General features: G+C 31.8%; 22 protein-coding genes and 1 pseudogene. 2 read left to right on the top strand and 21 right to left on the bottom strand.

The genetic code is table 11. The features are described from left to right. Nucleotides 1-65: 65 nt before the first annotated feature. The 17 genes and pseudogenes from BJS11_RS08190 to BJS11_RS08110 form a co-directional block, all read right to left on the bottom strand. Complete coding sequence (locus BJS11_RS08190) at nucleotides 66-1,421, bottom strand: HAMP domain-containing sensor histidine kinase (protein WP_069996571.1); 1,356 nt, start codon at nucleotides 1,419-1,421, stop codon at nucleotides 66-68. Beyond that, nucleotides 1,418-2,080, bottom strand: a complete 663-nt coding sequence (locus BJS11_RS08185) for a response regulator transcription factor (RefSeq protein WP_069996570.1) — start codon at nucleotides 2,078-2,080, stop codon at nucleotides 1,418-1,420. The genes BJS11_RS08190 and BJS11_RS08185 overlap by 4 nt, the downstream gene beginning before the upstream one ends. 435 nt (nucleotides 2,081-2,515) lie before the next feature. Next, entirely contained in the window at nucleotides 2,516-3,130 is a 615-nt protein-coding gene (locus BJS11_RS08180) for a phosphatase PAP2 family protein (RefSeq protein ID WP_069996569.1), read from the bottom strand. 17 nt (nucleotides 3,131-3,147) lie between these two features. Beyond that, the gene (gene murG / locus BJS11_RS08175) at nucleotides 3,148-4,221 is read right to left on the bottom strand and encodes an undecaprenyldiphospho-muramoylpentapeptide beta-N-acetylglucosaminyltransferase (protein ID WP_069996568.1); all 1,074 of its coding nucleotides are present in this window, start codon (nucleotides 4,219-4,221) and stop codon (nucleotides 3,148-3,150) included. 10 nt (nucleotides 4,222-4,231) lie between these two features. Then, nucleotides 4,232-4,735, bottom strand: a pseudogene (locus BJS11_RS08170) (GNAT family N-acetyltransferase); the annotation flags it as partial. Nucleotides 4,736-4,762: 27 nt separating this feature from the next. Then, nucleotides 4,763-6,226, bottom strand: a complete 1,464-nt coding sequence (locus tag BJS11_RS08165; RefSeq protein ID WP_069996566.1) for a S41 family peptidase — start codon at nucleotides 6,224-6,226, stop codon at nucleotides 4,763-4,765. 345 nt (nucleotides 6,227-6,571) lie between these two features. Beyond that, nucleotides 6,572-6,793 (bottom strand): YozE family protein, encoded by a 222-nt coding sequence (locus BJS11_RS08160; RefSeq protein ID WP_069996565.1) that lies wholly within the window; start codon nucleotides 6,791-6,793, stop codon nucleotides 6,572-6,574. After that, nucleotides 6,793-7,293, bottom strand: coding sequence for a PTS sugar transporter subunit IIA (locus BJS11_RS08155; protein ID WP_069996564.1), 501 nt, complete (start codon nucleotides 7,291-7,293; stop codon nucleotides 6,793-6,795). Before BJS11_RS08155 ends, BJS11_RS08160 begins: the two co-directional genes overlap by 1 nt. A gap of 14 nt (nucleotides 7,294-7,307) precedes the next feature. Next, a complete protein-coding gene (gene msrB, locus BJS11_RS08150; protein WP_069996563.1) occupies nucleotides 7,308-7,736 on the bottom strand; it encodes a peptide-methionine (R)-S-oxide reductase MsrB in 429 nt (142 codons plus the stop codon). Beyond that, on the bottom strand, nucleotides 7,729-8,256 hold the full coding sequence (gene msrA / locus BJS11_RS08145; protein WP_069996562.1) for a peptide-methionine (S)-S-oxide reductase MsrA: 528 nt from the start codon (nucleotides 8,254-8,256) through the stop codon (nucleotides 7,729-7,731). Before msrA ends, msrB begins: the two co-directional genes overlap by 8 nt. A gap of 126 nt (nucleotides 8,257-8,382) precedes the next feature. Further along, nucleotides 8,383-9,222: a fatty acid kinase binding subunit FakB gene (locus BJS11_RS08140; RefSeq protein ID WP_069996561.1), complete on the bottom strand. Its 840-nt coding sequence runs from the start codon at nucleotides 9,220-9,222 to the stop codon at nucleotides 8,383-8,385. Between the two features lie 10 nt (nucleotides 9,223-9,232). Beyond that, complete coding sequence (locus tag BJS11_RS08135) at nucleotides 9,233-9,718, bottom strand: dihydrofolate reductase (protein ID WP_069996560.1); 486 nt, start codon at nucleotides 9,716-9,718, stop codon at nucleotides 9,233-9,235. Between the two features lie 84 nt (nucleotides 9,719-9,802). Then, complete coding sequence (locus BJS11_RS08130) at nucleotides 9,803-10,759, bottom strand: thymidylate synthase (protein WP_069996559.1); 957 nt, start codon at nucleotides 10,757-10,759, stop codon at nucleotides 9,803-9,805. A gap of 298 nt (nucleotides 10,760-11,057) precedes the next feature. Next, nucleotides 11,058-11,495: a bacilliredoxin BrxA gene (brxA, locus tag BJS11_RS08125; RefSeq protein WP_069996558.1), complete on the bottom strand. Its 438-nt coding sequence runs from the start codon at nucleotides 11,493-11,495 to the stop codon at nucleotides 11,058-11,060. A 48-nt stretch (nucleotides 11,496-11,543) separates the two neighbouring features. Continuing rightward, nucleotides 11,544-12,662, bottom strand: coding sequence for a conserved virulence factor C family protein (locus BJS11_RS08120; RefSeq protein ID WP_069996557.1), 1,119 nt, complete (start codon nucleotides 12,660-12,662; stop codon nucleotides 11,544-11,546). 15 nt (nucleotides 12,663-12,677) lie between these two features. Next, nucleotides 12,678-12,935: a NifU N-terminal domain-containing protein gene (locus BJS11_RS08115; RefSeq protein WP_069996556.1), complete on the bottom strand. Its 258-nt coding sequence runs from the start codon at nucleotides 12,933-12,935 to the stop codon at nucleotides 12,678-12,680. Nucleotides 12,936-12,950: 15 nt separating this feature from the next. Next, nucleotides 12,951-13,145 carry a zinc-finger domain-containing protein gene (locus tag BJS11_RS08110; protein ID WP_069996555.1) on the bottom strand — a complete coding sequence of 65 codons (195 nt, stop codon included), beginning with the start codon at nucleotides 13,143-13,145 and terminating at the stop codon, nucleotides 12,951-12,953. Between the two features lie 407 nt (nucleotides 13,146-13,552). Here BJS11_RS08110 and BJS11_RS08105 point away from each other — a divergent pair, with 407 nt between their 5' ends. Further along, on the top strand, nucleotides 13,553-14,257 hold the full coding sequence (locus tag BJS11_RS08105) for a queuosine precursor transporter (protein ID WP_069996554.1): 705 nt from the start codon (nucleotides 13,553-13,555) through the stop codon (nucleotides 14,255-14,257). A 17-nt stretch (nucleotides 14,258-14,274) separates the two neighbouring features. Here BJS11_RS08105 and BJS11_RS08100 read toward each other — a convergent pair whose 3' ends face one another. After that, nucleotides 14,275-14,856 (bottom strand): RBBP9/YdeN family alpha/beta hydrolase, encoded by a 582-nt coding sequence (locus tag BJS11_RS08100; RefSeq protein ID WP_069996553.1) that lies wholly within the window; start codon nucleotides 14,854-14,856, stop codon nucleotides 14,275-14,277. 171 nt (nucleotides 14,857-15,027) lie between these two features. Between BJS11_RS08100 and BJS11_RS08095 the strand changes: the two genes are divergently transcribed. Further along, the gene (locus BJS11_RS08095; RefSeq protein WP_069996552.1) at nucleotides 15,028-15,432 is read left to right on the top strand and encodes a ribonuclease HI family protein; all 405 of its coding nucleotides are present in this window, start codon (nucleotides 15,028-15,030) and stop codon (nucleotides 15,430-15,432) included. Between the two features lie 104 nt (nucleotides 15,433-15,536). Here the strand turns inward: BJS11_RS08095 and BJS11_RS08090 are convergent, their stop codons facing one another. The 3 genes from BJS11_RS08090 to BJS11_RS08080 form a co-directional block, all read right to left on the bottom strand. Continuing rightward, a complete protein-coding gene (locus BJS11_RS08090) occupies nucleotides 15,537-16,418 on the bottom strand; it encodes a 5'-3' exonuclease (protein ID WP_070014073.1) in 882 nt (293 codons plus the stop codon). 20 nt (nucleotides 16,419-16,438) lie between these two features. Next, complete coding sequence (locus BJS11_RS08085; protein WP_069996077.1) at nucleotides 16,439-19,879, bottom strand: dynamin family protein; 3,441 nt, start codon at nucleotides 19,877-19,879, stop codon at nucleotides 16,439-16,441. Between the two features lie 277 nt (nucleotides 19,880-20,156). Next, nucleotides 20,157-20,792 carry an NAD(P)H-binding protein gene (locus tag BJS11_RS08080; RefSeq protein WP_069996076.1) on the bottom strand — a complete coding sequence of 212 codons (636 nt, stop codon included), beginning with the start codon at nucleotides 20,790-20,792 and terminating at the stop codon, nucleotides 20,157-20,159. Between the last annotated feature and the right edge of the window lie 167 nt (nucleotides 20,793-20,959).

The raw sequence follows: 20,959 nt of genomic DNA, 5'->3' as shown, positions 1-20,959 counted from the left end.
AATAAAAAATCTGAGACATCTATTTATGTCCCAGATTTATCTATATAAAGTATTTGTCGTAATAATTAAAATGTAATTTTAAATGTCGTATATTTACCTACTTCACTTTCTACGTGAATCGTACCATGATTTAACTCAATGATTTTTTTGGCAATGGACAATCCAAGGCCATTACCGCCGAGTTTACGAGAACGTGATTTATCAACTCTATAAAAGCGATCAAAAATAAAATCAATATCCTCTTTTGGAATGCCGACACCATGGTCCGTGATTTCTATAGATATTTGTTTGTTTCTCAAATTAGTTTGAATATGAATGTATTTATTGATTTGATCATATTTCATAGCATTATCTATGAAAATAATGAGCACTTGTTCTAATTGATAACGATCTATTTTGATGTTAAGTGGTTTCGGACAGGCATCGAATTCAAAAGTATAATCGTTATGCAATTGTTTTAATGATTTAATGCGCGATGTAATCTCTGCATTAATATCTACGTTTTCAATATCGCCAGCTCTGGAATTATTATTATCTTTAGTGAGTAATAAAAGTTCTTCTACTAACTTTGTAATCCTTGCCATTTCCTCTAATGAGATATCTAGTGACTCTTCTAGTATTGCGGCATCTTTCTTGCCCCAACGATTGATTAAATTTAAATGACCTTGGATGATTTGAAGTGGTGTGCGAAGTTCATGTGATGCATCTTCGACAAATTGCCGTTGTTGATTAAATGATTCTTCGAGTTGGAACATCATTTCATTAAATGTCACGATTAAATTATCTGTTTCTTCGTAGTTTGTTGTTAATTCTACTTTTTCTTGGAAACCATCACGACGAATCTGTTGCATTTTATTCGACATTAAGATTAAAGGCTTAGTGATTTGAGATGAGAAGAAATAGCTTATTATTGCCGTTATAAATGTGGCGATAATACCAAATATTAATGCTATAAAATATAAAGAACTTACTAGAGCATTATAATCATCTAATGAATGTACAATAACGCTATAGCCATGGAATTTGGGCGAGTCGATTTGATCTGTAATGATGAGATATTCTGTATTCTGATTGTTTCTAATTGCAATGTGATTAAGATTATTTGGAACAATGTTCGGTGAATATGTAATTGAGTTGTCATTCGATGTTTCTATAATCTTGTGTCCATCGTCATCAAACAGCATTACTTTTTGAAAATTACCTAAAGATGCATTTAAATCCAGTGGAGATACTCGATTGATGTTCTTGGATTCAAATAACTTTACGATGTCTTCGGAACTTCGTTCAGCTTCATTTAATTCATTATGTCTTAGTGATGTACTTAAAAAGTAAATGATAATAATGCTGAAAATAAAAATGGTCAAAAAAGTGATTGTTGTTGTAATCAGCATCCATTTTGTTTTTAATTTACGTTGCTTCATTGTCTTATCACGTATCCGACACCACGAACGGTCTCTATAGTTTTATCTTTTCCAAAAGGCTTCAGTTTGTTTCTTAAATAACGAATATAAACATCTACAACATTTGTTTCTACTTCCGTATCATATCCCCAAACATCAGTGATAATTTGTTCTCGTTGTAATACGTGATTCCTATTTTCTGCAAGTAAATATAATAGATCATATTCAGTTTTAGTTAAGTCAAGTCTTTGACCATCGACTGTGACTTTGAATGCGTCTTTATCTATAATAATACCATTGATATTTAAAATATTCTTTTGTGGTTGTCTACGTAACATCGCACGAATTCTTGCAAGTAATTCTTCAATATCAAATGGTTTTACGATATAGTCATCTGCACCATAATCTAAGCCAGCAACTTTATCATAGGTATCACTTTTAGCCGTGATAATAATGATTGGAGTTGTTTGATTTTGACGAATTTGGCGACATATTTCTAAACCATTAATATTAGGTAACATTAAATCTAATAAGATTAGATCATAGTCATTTGTTAATGCACGTTCCAAGCCTGGACGGCCATCATATTCGATATCAACTTCATAATTTTCATGCTCTAGTTCAAGCTCTATAAAACGTGCGAGATTTTGTTCGTCTTCCACTATTAAAATTTTTGTCATATTGCAGCACCTCATGTATATATTAAATGAAAATGACATTTGTAGAAAGTCATTATAAAAAATAAATGGGAAAGATTTTATTAAAGTAATTATCAGACTACGAAGTAAGTTGCATATACTTAGAAAGAACAAATTTAAAAATTTATAGATTTTTAATTGACAATCATTCTCAGTATTGTATAATGTAATTGAAAATGATTATCAATACCAAAGATAAGACATTCCCCCCACACATATTACGTTCTTATTTGGATTGATCATTTTCAAAAATATCCCCTTTTATATGCCCGTAAAAGACTAACGTTGCGAGACAACGTGAATATAGAAACCGGTTTTACTTAGTAAAATCGGTTTTTATAATAAATTTTGACACAATAAAGGCAGGTCGTTAAGTAATATATCTTAACGATCTGCCTTTTTTAAATACTAAAAAATTTATGTGAGTAACTTATGTCTTAAAATAAGCGTTGAAAGCACAATGCAGAACGCCCCGCCAATGATACCTGCAATGATATCAGTAGGATAATGAACGCCTAAATAGACACGTGAAGATGAAATCATAATAATAAATAATGCAGAAAGGCCTATCATAAACGCTTTTGCTTTACCATCCATCACGCGATTTGCAATATACATGGTACTACCAAAAAAGGCGGTAGAACCCATTGCATGTCCACTCGGAAAACTAAATCCAGAAATATCAATCAGTCTCAATAGAGTTGGGCGTTCTCTATCGAAAATATTTTTTAGAAGCGGATTTAACGTACTAGATAAGCTCATTGCAATTGCGAAAAATAATGCCTCGATATTTAAGCGTTTAAGCATTAAATAAGCTACAAGTAATAGTGATAAACATACCATTGCCCAAACTTCACCAACTTTAGTCACACCGAGGAAGATTGTTGTCGTGATAAAGCTCTCTGATGAATATATGAATTCATAGACTTCATTATCAATCCATTTTCCTAATCGTGATTCATGGAAGAATGCAATGATGCCAAATATTAATGTAAAAATAATGAGTAATGATATTCTTTTCCAATGACTCATTGCATAGAACCTCCTAATTAATTTAAAGCATCTTTAACAATTTTTTGGAATAAATCTTGTCTTGTATAACTTTCTTTATAAGCATCCATTTGCTTAATAATTGTATCACGGTTTGTTTCAATAGCGTTCAGTTCAGTAATCAATGCATTTTCAGTCAAGGTGTCTTCAGGTATCGTTTTACCAAAACCTTTAGATTCAAAATACTTTGCATTGTCGATTTGATCTCCTCGTGATTGATCTAAACCTAAGGGAATTAACAACATTGGTAGTCGTAATGCTAAAAATTCATAAATGGCATTAGACCCTGCACGACTAATTACTGTATCTGTAATTGCAAGTAAATCTGTGAGGTCATCTTTTACAAATTCAAACTGAACATAGTCAGGATGATTTTTGTAGGAGTCGTCTAGTAATCCTTTACCAGTTAGATGAATAATTTGGTAGTTCTTTTGCAATGAAGCAAGATTTTCTCTAATAATTGAGTTTAATTTTTTACTACCTAAACTACCACCCATGACTAACAATACTTTCTTGTTTTGATTAAATGCTGTTAATTGGTACCCTCTATGTTTATCGCCAGTTTTTAAATCTTCTCTCACTGTCGCACCAACAAAGTCTGCCTTATCTTGCGGCAGATATTTTAAAGTATCTTCGAATGTAGTATAGATTTTCTTGGCGAATTTTAATGAAATTTTATTGGCGAGACCAGGTGTTAAATCTGATTCATGAATAATGGTAGGTATTTTTAATGTTCTTGCTGCGATGACAACGGGAACAGATACAAATCCACCTTTTGAAAACAGGATATCTGGTTTTTCTTTTTTTAATATACGTCGTGCATCCAGAATACCTTTTAAGACTTTGAAAATATCTTTAATGTTATCCCATGAAATATATCGGCGTAGTTTGCCACTTGATATTGCATGGTATTTAATTGACGGTAATTGAGATTCAATCATTTCACGTTCAATCCCATTTTTAGAACCGATATAAAAGGCATCATACCCCTCTTCTATGGCTGTTGGAATTAAACTTAAATTTACAGAAACATGTCCAACGGTGCCGCCACCGGTAAATGCGATTTTCGTCATAGTATAACCTCTATTCTTCTAAATTTTTATAATAGGCATAAAATGGTTCCCCTTTATTATATGGGTGATAATCTATTTCTGCTTCGCCTACTTTAGTAAATCCAAATTTTTCAAACAGTCCTTGTGCACGTTTATTTAAAGCAAACGTGTCAGTGATTAAAACATGTATTTGATGCTCCAATGCCATATTAACAGCAAAATCAAATAACTGAGTCGCCGCCCCTTTGTATTCTGAAGAACCTGCAAGTCTATGAATCACGTATGCACCATTTCTGTTAACTGGCCATTCTATTTCATCATACCATTCTGACTGCTGTTGGTCGATAACTATAAATGCATAAATTTTAGAATCTTCTTCAAGTACAAAAAGTGTTTCTTTTTCGATATCTTGCTCAAAATGTTCTTCTAAAGGATAATATTCGTCCCACTGATCATTATTATCTTGCTTCATTATAGATTTTGCTTCTTCAACGATGCTTAAAATACTAGATAAATCATTCTTATTAGCTGTTCTAAATCATAAATGGATTACCCCTCTAAATTAATTTAATTTCTTCAATAATGTATTTAAAACAGTGTCTTTTTCATTTGCTTTATCAACGAGTTGTTGTGTGAATTTTTCATTCGTTTGTTTAGTGAATTTACCATCCACATTTAAGTTATTATCTCTTTGGAAGGATTTAATTACATTTTCTAAAGAATTATCAAAGTCGTTAGACTCATTATCTACTTTATAACCTAATGCAGTTAAACCTACTTTCATAGTTTTAACATGTTTACTATTGTCACCCAACTGATATGTTTTGTCGTTTGGAATGACATTAAGTGATTCATATGCAGGACTATCAATTTTCACGTCAGGTTTAATCCCTTTACCGTGTATATAATGAGCTTTTGGAGTAAGCCATTTCATGTTAGTGAATTTTAATAAGGAACCATCTTTAAACTCATGTGTTGTTTGTACAATACCTTTACCAAAAGTTTTGGAACCATATACTTTTGCTTTATTGTGGTCTTTCATTGCTCCTGTAAATACTTCTGATGCACTCGCTGATCCTTTATTTACAAGAATGGAAACATCCATATCTTTTGCTTCTTTTGATGCATCATTTGACGTCTTGATAGCTTCTTTGTCTTTGCCTTTTTCTAATTGGAGAACTGTTTCGCCTTTATCTATGAAGATATTCGCCATTTTAACTGCTTCATCCAATAATCCGCCTGGGTTATTACGTAAGTCTAAAACAATCTTGCGTACGCCTTCTTTGTGCGCTTTGATGATTGCAGATTTTAGTTCGGCTGATGTACTGCTTTGGAACTTGTTAATTGTAAAGACGCCTACATTTCCATGTTTTTTGTATTCTACACTTTTAACATGAATTTTATCTCGCTTAATTTTAATATCATGTGATTGCCCACCGCGTTCAATAGTTAATGTAACATTGGTGCCTTGTTTACCTCGCACTTTTTTTACTATGACTTCTAATGGTTGACCTTTAATAGATTTGCCATCAACTTTAGTTACGACATCTTTAGGCTTGAGACCGGCCTTTTCGGCTGGTGATTGTTTCATAGGACTGGTAATTTCAATTTTATCATTTTTCTTCTGCATTTCCGCTCCGATCCCAACAAAATCTCCAGAAACATCTTCATTAAAGGATTGTGTTTCATTCTTAGTCATATAGTCTGAATACGGATCATCCAATTCTTTTACCATACCGTCAATAGCAGCATTTGATAATTTTTCAGAGCTTTGATTTTTATAATATTCATTGTTCAGTGTTCGATAGACTTCTTCTATTTTTTTTACTTCTGATCTTTGGTCATTCGTCAAACCACTTTTCCAATGACTAATACCAATCGTCGCAAATACAGTAACTATGGCTGTAATTAGAATAGTTGCAATTAAGATCCATATTAACTTGGATTTTTTAAAATTTAAATATTTGGTTTGTTTTTCTTCTTCGTGTTGATTGTTTAATTCATTGGTGTCTTTACTATCTGACATGTAATCACTTCCAATACTTATGTAAAAATGAATGCTTTGAAATTTAATTTGAAATAAAATGAGCTGGGATTGAACCGATTAGTTTAATCCCAGCCTTTAATTGCTACTTAATATTTTAGTGGACACAGTCTTAAAATGACAAGTTTCAATAAATGAGACAAACATTAATTCATGCCAATAAAGACAACTGATGATTAACCTACTCTGATTTATGACTATCATAATGTCAGCGATTTGGTATTACTCCATTTAAGTCAAATATATATGATAAAAGTCATTATTAAATATAGAAATAAATACTAAGACATACATTTAATTATATAGAGTCTTCAGACATTCTTGATTTTAAAATTTAAGCCATTCAGTATATTCTTCATATAAATCATCAAATACTGATAAGGAAATCGTATAGTTGCCTTGTGTTTCAATATAATCTGATAATACATGAAAGTCTTTTTCATGCTTTGGAAAAGACAAATCATCAAATATAGCTTCTGCTAACTCACCTTTTTCATCTTTACGACCACGTGCCGTAAGTGCAAAATGGTAAAATGAATGATTTTTCATTAATTCATTGTCACATCAATAATTTTTGTTTCACCTTTTTTAACTGCAGCTACAGATTCAACTGAAATATCTGATGTATTATCAGAATTTGTAATGATGATTGGTGAAATTACTGATTTTGCGTTTGTTTTAATATAGTCTAAATCAAATTTTAATAATGGATCGCCAACGTTAATTGAATCCCCACTTTCAACTAAAACTTCGAAACCTTGTCCGTCAAGTTGGACTGTATCAAGGCCGATATGAACTAAAATTTCTAAACCATTTTCAGCTTTTAAGCCTATTGCATGTTTAGTTGGAAATACATTATCAACTTTACCTTCGATTGGTGATACAACTTCACCTTCAGTAGGATTAATCCCGAAACCTTCTCCCATCATCTTTTGCGCGAAAACAGGATCTGGTATATCTTCGATTTTTACATACTCACCTGTAATTGGTGCATAAATTGCACTTTCTTTGTTAACTTCTTTACCTTTACCGAATAATTTTTTAAACATAATATGTTCTCTCCTTATTTTTCAAAATGTGGTATTAAATCTTCATAACCAAGCTCTTCTAACTTTTCAAATGGAATAAATTGTACTGCTGCAGAATTTATACAATACCTTAAGCCACCAGTTTCTTTAGGACCATCATTAAACACATGACCTAAATGACTATTTGCATCTTCAGAACGTACTTCTGTGCGTACCATCCCAAATGTTTTATCAACGAGTTCAATAATTTCATCATCATCTAGTGCTTTAGAGAAACTTGGCCAACCACAATCTGATTCAAATTTTTCTTCAGAAGTAAATAATGGTTTGCCAGAAATTTTATCTACGTAGACACCTTTTTCAAAGTGATTCCAATATTCATTTTGAAAAGGTGGTTCTGTACCATTTTCTTGTGTAACTAAATATTCCATTTCATTTAAATCATTTTTATTCTTTTTAATCATGCTGTTTCCCCCAATGTTGTTCTATAAAGCCTTTACGTCCAGACCCACGTTGATATTGTTCGTAATGTAGTGGGTTTTTCTTATAATAATCTTGATGATAAGTTTCTGCTGGATAAAAGTTTTTATACGGTTTAATGGGCGTAATCACAGGCTTATCGAACACGTTTTGTTCATTTAATTGCTGTATTTTTGCTTCGGCTGCTTTTTTTTGATGTTCATCATGATAAAAGATAGCTGGCTCATAATGTTCACCGCGATCAAAAAATTGACCAGTATTATCTGTTGGGTCAAATGTTTTGAAGTATATATCTAAAATATTTTCGAAGGTAGTGATTTCAGAATTATATGTGATTTGTACTGCTTCAACATGTCCAGTTTGATTTGTGCTCACACTTTCGTATGTTGGGTTATCAGTATGACCGCCACTATAACCAGAGACAACATTTTCAATACCAGGGTAAGATGTAAATGGTTTAACTAAACACCAGAAACAACCACCAGCTAATGTCGCATAAGCCATATTATACCTCCTATATCTATTTTGTCATAAAATTACCATTATTTTAAGAAAAATGCTATGAAAATGATTATATATATATTAAGACTGATTAGCATATGAATTAAATAGCATATCGACTGTAATAAATTAGGATTTTAAGACAACTAAACCGATGGCGCCCTGGCCTGTATGTGTTGTGATTACCGGTGTGGTCACGTTAGTATCAAATTGACTGAAGTTAAATTCTTCAGAAAAATGTTTCTTAACCTTATCCACAAACTCGATAATATTTGCATGAGCAATACCTATAGACTTTATTTTTTTATCACCTATAAATGCACTTACTTCTTTTTTCAGAAATTGTACGCTTGCATTTTGGGTACGTGAATTGTGTATGAGTTCAATTTTTCCATTTTCAAGAGTGCCAATGGGTTTGATTTTCATCATATTGCCTATCAAGCCTTTAGTTTTACTGATACGACCACCTTTAATGAGTTGATTTAACTGGCCGATAACTACATAAAGTTTTATGTTATTTTGTAATTCTGATACTTTTGAGACGATTGTTTCAGTAGATAAACCTTCATTACACCAATCTACAATATGTTGAACTTGATAGCCTAAACCAAAAGATATTGACTTGGAATCAATGACAGTGACGTTACTCTCAGTCATCTCACTTGCTTGTAAAGCTGTTTGATAGGTACCACTTAATCCTGAAGTCATATGAATACTAATAATCTCAGAGCCATCTGCGCCAAGTTCATCATAGACTTCGATAAATTTCCCGATTGATGGTTGACTGGTTTTAACATCGGCATTATCTTGAATTTTTTCAATATAAGCTTCAGATGATATGTCTATTTGATCTACATATGATTCACCGTCAATAGTTAAATTCAAAGGTATAACATGGATATTATTTTCCGATAAATAGCTATGTGCTAAATCTGATGTTGAGTCGGTTACAATTTTCTTTTTCATCATATATGTCCTCCTATGAACTTGACTTACGCGTTAAATGTAAAAAAGTATGAGGTATCTTATTTTTATCATCTAATTTACCTTCAATGGATGAAGCGATATCCCACGTTTTAAATGTATAAGGTGGAAAGAAAGTGTCGCCATTAAATTTATCTTCAATGACGGTGATATACATATCATCTACGTTATCAATCATTGCCTCAAAAAGTGTTTGACCACCAAATATGAAGACATGACCAGGCAATTTATATATGTCTTCAATGGAATGAATGACGTCCACGCCTTCATGTTGAAATGATTTATTTCTAGTTAAGACAACATTTCGTCTATTAGGAAGCGGTTTCCCGATAGATTCAAATGTTGAGCGACCCATGACGAGTGTATGTCCAGTAGTCAAAGCTTTGACATGTTTTAAATCACTTGGTAAATGCCAGGGCAATTGATTGTTCACACCAATTACACGTTGCTGATCATGGGCTACAAGAATTGAAAGTGTCATATTGTTCCTCCAAATATTGAAATATAAGTTATATTTATAATTTTGACATGTTTTAAAAACTACTTATTCAAGTTTGTCATTCAATTATACAGCAATTGGTGCTTTAATTGCTGGATGCGATTGATAATTTACAATTTCAAGATCTTCAAAGTCTATATCAAAGATTGATGCGTCAGAATTGATTTTTAGTTGCGGAGGATTATAACTATTTCTAGCTAATTGCGTTTCGACCGCTTCCATATGATTTGAATAAATATGTGCATCTCCGAATGTATGCACAAATTCACCTACTTCAAGGCCGCATTCTTTTGCGATTAAATGAGTTAATAAACTGTAACTTGCAATATTAAATGGCACACCTAAAAAGATATCAGCGCTGCGTTGATATAATTGGCAGCTTAATTTGCCGTCCTGTACATAGAATTGAAACATTGTATGACACGGTGGCAACGCCATTGTATCAATTTCAGTCGGGTTCCATGCAGACACAATATGACGTCTTGAATTTGGGTTGTTTTTGATTTGATTAATGACAGTTTTCAATTGATCAAAGTGATTACCTTGAGCATCTTGCCAATCTCGCCATTGTTTACCGTAGACATTACCTAAATCTCCATATTTTTGAGCAAAATCATCATCATTTAGAATACGATCTTTAAATTTTTTCATTTCAGCTTTATAGCTTTCGTTAAATGCTACATCTACTTGAGCTCTATGTCCGAAGTCAGTCATATCTGGACCATCGTAATCAGATGACTGAATATAATTTTCAAACGCCCATTCATTCCAAATATTATTATTATATTGCAGTAAATATTTAATATTTGTATCACCTTTTATAAACCATAGTAATTCTGTAGCTACTAGTTTAAACGATACTTTTTTAGTTGTGAGTAAAGGAAAGCCTTTAGTTAAATCGAATCTGAGTTGGTGACCAAATTTCGAAATTGTTCCTGTGTTTGTGCGATCATCTTTTTGCTTACCAATCTCTAAAATTTCTTCGCACAAATCGTGATAAGCTTGGTCAAAAGAATTTAACATAACCATCTACTCCTTCCAATTTTAATTTTATTTAATCTTATTGGATTATAGAAATAAGATAAAGGATTTACCATTGATTGTGTAAAAGTAGTATATGTTGAGTAAATTATACATCATTTTGTGAAAACGTTATATACGATAAGTATAATTTAAAAAATTAATGCCAACTATCCATACTCAATAAATAAAGAGGGATGACATAAGTTGGCATCCGATGATTTATATTAATTATAGAAGCAAAGACTACAAAGACATCAATTTAATATTAATTAACTAAAGTCATTATAATCAAAAAGTATTACTCACAATGATCATCAAACGCATCTTTAATATCCATACATATATCTTGAATATCTCTACCTTCAATATGCTCGCGAGGAATAAAGTGTTTTAACGTTTGTCCTTTAAAGAGCGCGTATGATGGGCTTGATGGTGCTTGTTGAATGTATGCACGCATTGTTTCTGTTGCTTCTTTATCCTGACCAGCAAATACTGTAACTTTATTTGTTGGTTTTTTGTCATTTTGTTCAACAACTGTAACTGCAGCTGGTCTAGCTAACCCAGCTGCACAACCACATGTAGAATTAATAACTACAAAAGTGGTTTCGTCTTCTCCGACATTATTCATGAATTCTGATACTGCTTCTGCCGATTCTAGACTTTTAAAATCGCGGCCAGTAAGCTCACTACGCATTTGTGTTGCTAGTTCATTCATATATGCTTCGTATGCATTCATTATTATCTCTCCTTTGTCAATCCTAAGTATTGTGTATAAAACTTGTTTCTAGGACTTGTCTCTATTTGCAATTTGTTTCCAAACAGAACCTAATGCTTCATCTCCATTTTCAATTCTAGCAATGGCCATTTCAATTTGAAGTTTTACTTCATATGCAGAATCTTGTTCGTGAGCGCGTAGTGTTTCCAATTGTTCAGGTCCACCTTCGTCAAATAGGAACATAGCTGCACGCCATCTAACTATTTTATGTGGATCATCTAATGCTTTTTCCATTTCTGGAAGTGCTTGCTTAAAACCTAAATCACTTAAACAATCGCCTGCTGTTCTTCTAACCGCCGGGCTCTTGTCATGTAAACCTTTAAACAAGTATGGTAGTACGGCTTCGTCTTCAATCATACCAAGTAACACAATCGCTTCACGTCTTAAGGGTGTTTTTTCTTCATCACTAATCACATCACCTAAAAGCGGGAAGTCCTCCAATGTCGGTTTAGGAAATGATTTCAACATTCTTAAACGTTCTTTCCAGTCATCAGTTGCTTGATAAGTTTCTAGAGATACATGTTGATACTGTTTTTCTTGCATAATAACATCAGTATTTAAGGCATGTTCAACAAGTGTATTTAACTCACTTTCTGGATATAATGCTAATATTTCTTCAAAAACTTCACTCATGACGTCATCTATTTCTCCATAACGAACACCTAAATCTTCCCATTTTCTAAGAAATACGATATTATCGTCATCTTTTTGTGCAGCAAGCATACTATCAATGTAAATTTCAGGAAGTTGCTTACGTTTCTCTTCAGATTTAGTTGTAAGTTTAACTTGATAAGGTATATTTTTGAATTTTAATACTTCTGCGCTTACCTCACCATAGTGGTCATCTGGTAAATGATTGTTTAAATCGTTATTATCATTATTGAGTGAAGCGGTAATTTTTGGAAGTAGCGTTTCCCAATCATATTTCCCTTTTTTATCTATAGCAAGAAAGTCCATGACATAAAATATAGATTTCACACCTTCAATAGTGAGTATGTCATTAATGAACTGTGGTTGATCATCTTTTATTGTATTGTAAGTATTTGATTTATTATCATGTCTTTTTTCACTCAATACAATTTTCATTGTGTTTGGACTTGGTGTAGGTTCTACGCGTAGAATTTCCATAAAGAAACCTCCTTATTATATTTCGTTTAGGGTATCGGTTACTTTAGGTAGTAAATCATCCCATACAACATCGGATTTTTTATCCACAGATATAAAATTCATAGCCTGAAAAATAGAAGCTATACCGTCTATTTTTAAAATTTCATTAATGTAATCTGGCTGATCATCCTTTACCTTTGAATATGTGTTAGGTTTAAAATCATCACCTGACAACTGTAATACAATTTTCATTGTATTTGGATTTGGTGTTTGTGTAACTTCTTTAATTTCCATGAATGAGCCTCCTGTTTATTGTAATTCATTGCCTAATTGTTTAATTTCTTTCCCAATTGAACACTCACTGATACAAAAATGGTGAGCTTGTGTCTTGCCTTCAGTTTTTTTAATGTGTTGCTTAAGTAAACATTGATTACAATAGGTATTCATTAAATGATCTATTGTAGCAATAGCTTGTTTTTCCGAATACGTTAGAATAACATTCACGCTCCTATATTACTCAAAAATAACATCAGGCTACAGACAAATTTTGTGCATAGCCTGATTCTATCAATTAATTTTATAAACTGCCAATGGTAGCGGGATATAAATCTAACATTATAATTTCAATTCATAACCCTATTAAAACATTTTTAGTGACGTGCTTAAATAATTCTAAGAAAAAACATTATTTTAAAGTTCATCCTGTGATTAAATAAGTGATGTTTGAAGTAATTATAGCATTTGTATGGACTATTGTTTAATCATTAAATTCGCAATTTAGTTTATTACAAAATGTTGGTTGATTTATCACTAAACATACTTGTAATTTTAAAATTATCTGATAAAATTACTAGGTTGTTGTTTTGCGGTTTCTAAACACCCGCATAATCAAAATTTAGGAGGGAATTAAATTGTTTAATGAATTATTTGGTGTCGTCACTTTCATAGTGACCTTTTTACTTTTAGTCGCAATGTATCGTTGTTTTGGAAAACATGGGTTGATTGCTTGGATTGCCATAGGAACTATAATAGCGAATATTCAAGTTATCAAAACGATAGATATTTTTACGATTTCTGCAACTTTAGGAAATGTGATGTTTGCTTCCATTTATTTAGCAACAGACATTTTGAATGATATTTATGGTAGAAAAATAGCTAAGCGTGCTGTGTGGATTGGATTTAGTTCAACATTAGTAATGATAATTGTTATGCAGATGTCATTGCATTTTACGCCATCCCCTATAGATACATCACAACAAGCATTAGATTCGATATTTAACCTAGTACCTAGAATTGCTTTAGGTTCGGTAATTGCATATATAATTGGTCAACATTTAGATGTACTACTATTCTCGCTAATTAAAAAGGTATTTAGTTCTGATAAAACATTTATACTAAGAGCGTATGGAAGTACAATTATAAGTAATATTATTGATACTGCCTTATTCGTGTTGATAGCATTTTATGGATCAATGCCTAATGCAGCAGTGTTTGAAATTTTTATTACAACTTATCTATTGAAAATGATTTCAACGATATTTAATGTTCCATTCGGTTATTGGGCAAAATCAATGTACCGTAAAGGAAAAATTAGTAAGTTGGACGAAGGCTATTAAAAAAACTCTGGAATCGGTTATCTACCGATTTCAGAGTTTTTGTTTTGTATTGTTTTGAGTATTTGATCTTTTAAAAACTCGAATTTAGTATATCCATCACGATCTAGGAAATGTCCATTATGTTCAATCTGTTGTGTTGTAATGCCTAACGCTTTCGATAAACGCTTTGTTGCTTCTATGTCGACAATAGGATCTTGGTTCCCTCCGATAGAAATAATATGTTGTGCAAAAATGCTATTGTAATCGATTTGTGTTTGGGACAAATAATGATTTAATTCTGGTATATTATTTAATGGTTCGTTAAAACCAGAAACTAAAAAAAGACCTTTAATTTTTGGATAATCATGAAGTTGAGTTAAATAACTTAATACTGATACGACACCTAAGCTATGTGCAACAATTATTGTTTCTGCGTTTAAATTATTTTGCAGACGCGCTTGTATTGCATTAAACCACTGTTTGGCGTCAGGATTTTTAGAATTTGGCAAATATACAATGTCGACATAATAATCATATTTATTCATTTCTGAAGCTAACCATTCAAACCAATGGCTTTTTGTTGTGGCTTGATAGCCATGTATGATAAACATATTTTTCATAAATACTACCCTTCTTTCATGTTTAATTCCGACTTTAATAGTAAGAATATAATTAGAGTCTATCACATTTCATATTAATAGAACATCTTATTAGCATTGATTATAGAAATATAGTTTAATTGCTATTAATTTGTTAGTATAAATATAAATCTAGTTTATGAGGGTGAAGTTATGGCAAAGATATATTTCGATGCTGCAACATCTGGTAATCCAGGTGAAAGTGCTTGTGCTGTAGTACTGAAAACAGACAGTGAACAGATACATCATACGAAGCAATTGGGTATCATGGACAATCATAGTGCTGAATGGGCGTCTTTTGTATTTGCCTTAGAATGCGCATTGACGCATCAAATTACGACGGCCTTGGTTTATACAGATTCTAAATTAATTGAAGATAGTATCAATAGAGGAAATGTTAAAAATGAAAAATTTAAACCGTATTATCGACAAATTTTAGAATTGGAACAACAATTTGATTTACTTTTTGTGAGGTGGATACCAAGAAATCAAAACAAAGAAGCGAACCATCATGCTAAAAACGCCCTGTACAATATTATAAAACTAAACAAGAAATAACTTGTAACTATAGAAAAGCACCTGTTCGAACATATACGAACAGGTGCTTTTTGGTTAGTCATGTATTAATCGTTTGCATGGTTGTGGCTATATTTCTCCTACTGTTAACCAAAGTGTGTCGATAAATATTTTCTTGAGACATATAACTCGTGTTCTTGACATATCGTTAATATCTTAGAAAGCTCTGTCCCAAATTGCATGGACGTTAGCAGATCACCAGTATTTAATGGAACTTCTGTGTGTATTTCTGCCAGTGTTTTAGAAAGTTTCAAGTTATCTATGTTGGCTTCTATCTTAGTACGTTGACCAGGTGTTAATTGTTCCAGCGACTCTAAGACTGATTCGACAGAGCCATAATTTTGAATCAATTTAATTGCTGTTTTTTCACCGATACCTTTAACACCAGGGTATCCATCTGCTGTATCTCCCATAAATGCTTTAACATCAATGAGTTGTAGAGGCGTAAGTCCATATTCACTTTGGAAGCGGTCAAGTGTGTAACGGTTATAAATATTAAACCCTTTTTTGGTTAACCAGATTTCAACATTATTATTAATGCATTGTAATATATCTCTGTCACCAGTCACGACATAAACTTGATTTTCATCCGAATATTGTCGCGCAAGCGTACCAATGACATCATCTGCTTCATAATTTTGAACACCTATATTTACAAATCCAAATTGATTAGAGATTTCTTTAACGTAATCGAATTGTGGAATGAGTTCTTCAGGTGGTGCAGGTCTGTTTTGTTTGTATCCATCAAACATATCATTTCTAAAAGTTGATTTACCCATATCCCAACAAACTGCAACATGTGTTGGTTGAATTTCATTAATTGCTGTAAAAACATGGCGGACAAATCCTTGAACGCCATTTGTAGGTATACCAGATGAATTACGCATAAATTGTTTATGGAGACTTGTTGCAAAGAAATGGCGAAATAATAGTGCCATTCCATCAATTAATAATATTTTATTAGACATTTGTAGTACCTCTTTTTTCTTTACAATAAAGTTTTTAGTTGGGCATTCGTTTCTTGTAATTGCATGATCAATGCGTCATCAATGTCGAAGGCTAAGAGTTCATTAATTTGTTGATGTACATCTTGCTCAAAGTCATTGAATTTATCTTCTGCTAAACCGCTCATTTTAGCAACAATATCATTGAGAGCTTGTCTTAAATCAGCTATACATGAAGCTAATAATGTAATGGTTTCATACGTAATTTGTTCTTGTATAGAACTCTGTGTTTTTGGTTGCAAAATGTTCTTTTTAGTTAAAGTTTTTGGTAATGAATGAATCATTTTTTCCAAATCGATTTTTAAAAATGGTTCGTTGAGTTCTATTTGACTTTTTTTGAATTCTGGTTCAATAAATACATGTAATTGTTCTAACTTTTGTTTTAGTGGTGCAATTTCTGTATGCAGCTGTTGATGGAAATATTTTTTTACACGCTCTACCAGCAATGATTGTTCTAAATATAAACGTTGGTGTATTTGATCTAAGTATACTTTAGTTGATTGACGTTTTTCATCATTGAAATTATTGTTTTTAGTCATCTGTCCATTATAAATAGATTTAACTTCATCTTGTAGTTGCAGTTTTAATCGTTCATTCAAGTGATAAACTTGGTCTTCAACTTCATTGTAAGCACGTTGTTCAGCAATTTGAAGAATGTTACCACTGAATATGGTATTACTTTCATATTTTTTTAATTTTTGTTTGCGTTGTTCTATTTGTGATTTATTGTTTTTATATTCTTCAATCATTTGTTCATAAGCTTCTGAAATATGTGTCAGTTGGTTAAGCATTTGTTGCTGTAAAATTGTTTTAGATTCTATTTGTGTAAAACGTTGTATGCTAGATTGTAATTTAGTGATACCGTCATCATTTGATTTTAATGCTTCTCTACTAGATACAGCAAATATTTCTGAGTCCATATTTACTTGATTTAATGCGTCTTCGACATAATCGATAACAGCATTTAAATCTTCTTCTGTTTCTGCTAAATCTGTTGCATTGACAACCATTTTAAATGCTTGATTATCATTAAGTTGATTCATTTCTTTCATATGTTCAATGAAGCGTTTGTCATTATCAGTAAATGAATGGTTGAAATAGCTAACATAAAGTATTAAATCAGACGATGTAAGAATTTTTTCGGTTTCATTGGTATGACGTTGGTTATTTGAATGCAATCCAAGTGAATCGACGATAATTTTATCTTTTAACCAATCTAAAGGCAATTTCAAATGTACTGTATTTACAAAAGTTGCATATTCGTCTTCAGCACTCCACTTTCTAATTTCATCTTGTTCAATGGTATGTGTTTGACCTTCTGCTAACATCTTTTCATACATATCATAATGTTGCTCGACAGCATTAACAAATGCTAATTTATTTTTTTCTAAGTTTGCTTTTAGTTTATTTGTATTTTTATTTAAAAATGCCTCGATACTATCAAATGATTTATTTTCTACTTCAAACACATTATTAAGTTCTTCTAAAAGTTGTTCAGAAGATTTTAAGGTAATTTGGCTATCTTGACCGTATGTTAATTCAGTCATGGCAGCAGTTGTTGGATTTGGCGAGCTGACTAAATAGTGGTCGCCTAGTAGTGCATTGATTAAGCTACTCTTACCTGCACTAAATGTTCCAAATACCCCAATTTTAACTATCTTTTTATCTAATCTTGCTAATGTATCTTCAATATCTTGTTTTGTTTGATCAAACAATGGGACGTTTTTGATAATATCTAGTGCATTTTTAATATTTTGTGTACGGTCTTGAGAATCAGTATTTAAGCTTGCTTCATTTTTTTTGTGTTTTTGAGTTTCATTGGTTGTAGATTTTGGAGTGTAGCTAATTTCTTTTCTATCTATCAGTTTATCGAGCGAATCATCTATATGGATATAATAGTGTTTATAATTATGAGTTTCTAAAGATTCTCTTAAACTGCGCATTTCGATAAATTTTTCATAATCATTGTAATCATCCTCTTGCTCTGTGCCAATATCGTTAGCTTGTGCATGTTGAATGGCTTTTTTAAATAACGGATCCGACGCCTTAGCAATAAATTGTTTAATAGATTTCATCAAATCATCACAAAAAGTTAAGACATATTGGTTACTAATAGAAATCTGCATTTGATATAAATCAGTTATTAATTCAGGCGGTATTACATAATGTTGATTGAGAATTGCATCATTGATTTCAGAATCATTGATGAATCGAGTTAAAAATGACATGTCTTCTCTTAAGGGTTGACGTATTTCTTGATTTATTTTTTCTTGTAGTATCTCAAGTACATCATTCAAGCGTTGTTGTTGAGTTTCTTCTGTTTTCTTCTTCTTATTAAACAAGCCACCAACTGAGAAATCTTTGGTACGACTCTCTAAATAGATACGAATTGTTTCTCTCGTATCATGTGTCATAATATACGCATTTTCAATAATTGCTTTACGCTTTTGTTTTAAAAATTCGTATAATTGGTCTGGGTTATTTAATAATTTAGCTTCTTCACTCACTTCTTGATGCTGCTTGAAATTAAGATAGGCTTGGTCAAAATCAGCTTCATTAATATCTAATTTATCTAATAAATCTTGAATTTCATATTGGATGTAAGATAACTGTTCATCTGTTATAAAATTAACGATACGTTCAACATAAGATTCTATCGTTTCGCGTTGTTGATCTTTTTCAACTAGATAGGAAGAAAGTGCATCAATTTCATTGAATGGATGATCATATTTCGATACATAAAATGTACGGTCCAATCTGATTTCCCAATCTGTAATTGATTTTTCAACACGTGCTTTAAATGTGTCGAAAGTAATTTCATCTTCATTGTGTTTATCGATTTGATTAATGATAAATACGACAGGGACCCCTGCACGATTAAGCTGTTTCATAAATTGGAAATTCAAAGCAGATTGAACATGATTATAATCAACGGTATAAAACAGTATGTTACTTGTATACATGAACGTTTCAGTGCTTGATTGGTGTGTTGAAACATTCGAATCCACACCTGGCGTATCTTGTAATGTAAATCCTTTGGTGAACTTATCGGACGGGAATTTGATTTCTACAGACTCTACATCAAAATTTTCTCGATTCATCTGTTTGACTTCATCATAGTTATTTAAAATCGTGTATTGCTGATTATTTAAATTTGCGATGATTCCAGGTTGATCAGATACAGAAACGATTGCGGTATTACTAGTTGTAGGAACTGGTGAACTTGGTAATATTTGTTCTTCAAGTAATAAATTTATGAGTGTCGATTTCCCTGCAGAAAAATGACCAACAAACGTTGCGGTATATTGCTCTAAAAACACTTTTTTAATTACTTGATTAACAATGTGTACAAGATTGCTATTATTTGATTTTTCGACTTCTTTTTTTAATTTATATAAAATATCGAGTTGTTGCGTATTAGACATCTTTCGTATCCCCTTTATTACTTTTATGTAATTAATACTTATTGTATAACAAATGATTGCATGTCTAAAGGAAGTATTTGAATTTAATGTGTATTATAGCCTTTATTTTTGAATCTTCGTTAATATATTAAAAGCGATGAAAGCTGAGCCCATTGTCGTACTCACTTTTCATCGCTAACATATTTTATGTGATGTGTTTTTTTATTATCTGTTTTCTACAACTAATCAATGATGTGACGATTTAGGTTAATCACAGATTGTTTTATTGTAACGTGTTCTAATACCATCTTGGTTTTTTGAAATCAGTATTTGGTTTATGGATTCCGATATTATCTTTGAGATGTAATGTTGGATTTTTGGCAATTTGAACAGCTAGTGCTGCGACGCTTTTCCGAGATACTTCAGTACCTTTAAATGATTCATCTTTTTTTGTAATTTCGTAGTCTATTTCATTTGTATCAGTTAACCATGCGTGTCTAAATATTGTATATTCTAGGTTTGAATTTTCTATTATTTCTGCGGCCTGTCGATATGTTGATAAATAGTCATTTGTTTGTGCTTGTACCCGCGTACCAAAATAACCTGGAACTTCATTGTAAATACCAAGAGATGTGACAAATATTAAGCGTTTGACATTATTTTTTTGCATCGCGTCAACAGTAGTTCTTGCTGCTTCTGCCAAATCTCCTGACAATGCTGCGAATACGATATCTACATCTTCCATAGCTCGGGCTACAGCTTCAGGATTTGTAGCATCTCCTTCACGAACTCTGATTCGATCCGAAGCATAATCCGGTAAACGATTAGCATCTCTTAGAAATAAACGTAATGTATAAGATGTGTTTTCTAAAAATGAGTATATTGTTGCCTTTGAAATTGCACCATTTGCCCCGATAATTAAAACTCTAGTGATCTAAGCACTCCTATTTGATAGTATTGCTACAAACTTATATAAAACGTTATTTAGTAGTTAAAAATTTTAATAATCTCATTTATACAAATATCCATTTTTGAAAGTACTAAACGTATCTTGAAATCATCTAAATTTTCTTAAATAAAAACCCCTAATCCAAAATTTGA

Origin of the sequence: Staphylococcus caeli (genome assembly GCF_900097965.1) — a bacterium.
Classification (GTDB): Bacteria; Bacillota; Bacilli; order Staphylococcales; family Staphylococcaceae; genus Staphylococcus; species Staphylococcus caeli.
This window is presented reverse-complemented; position numbering and strand designations above follow the sequence as displayed.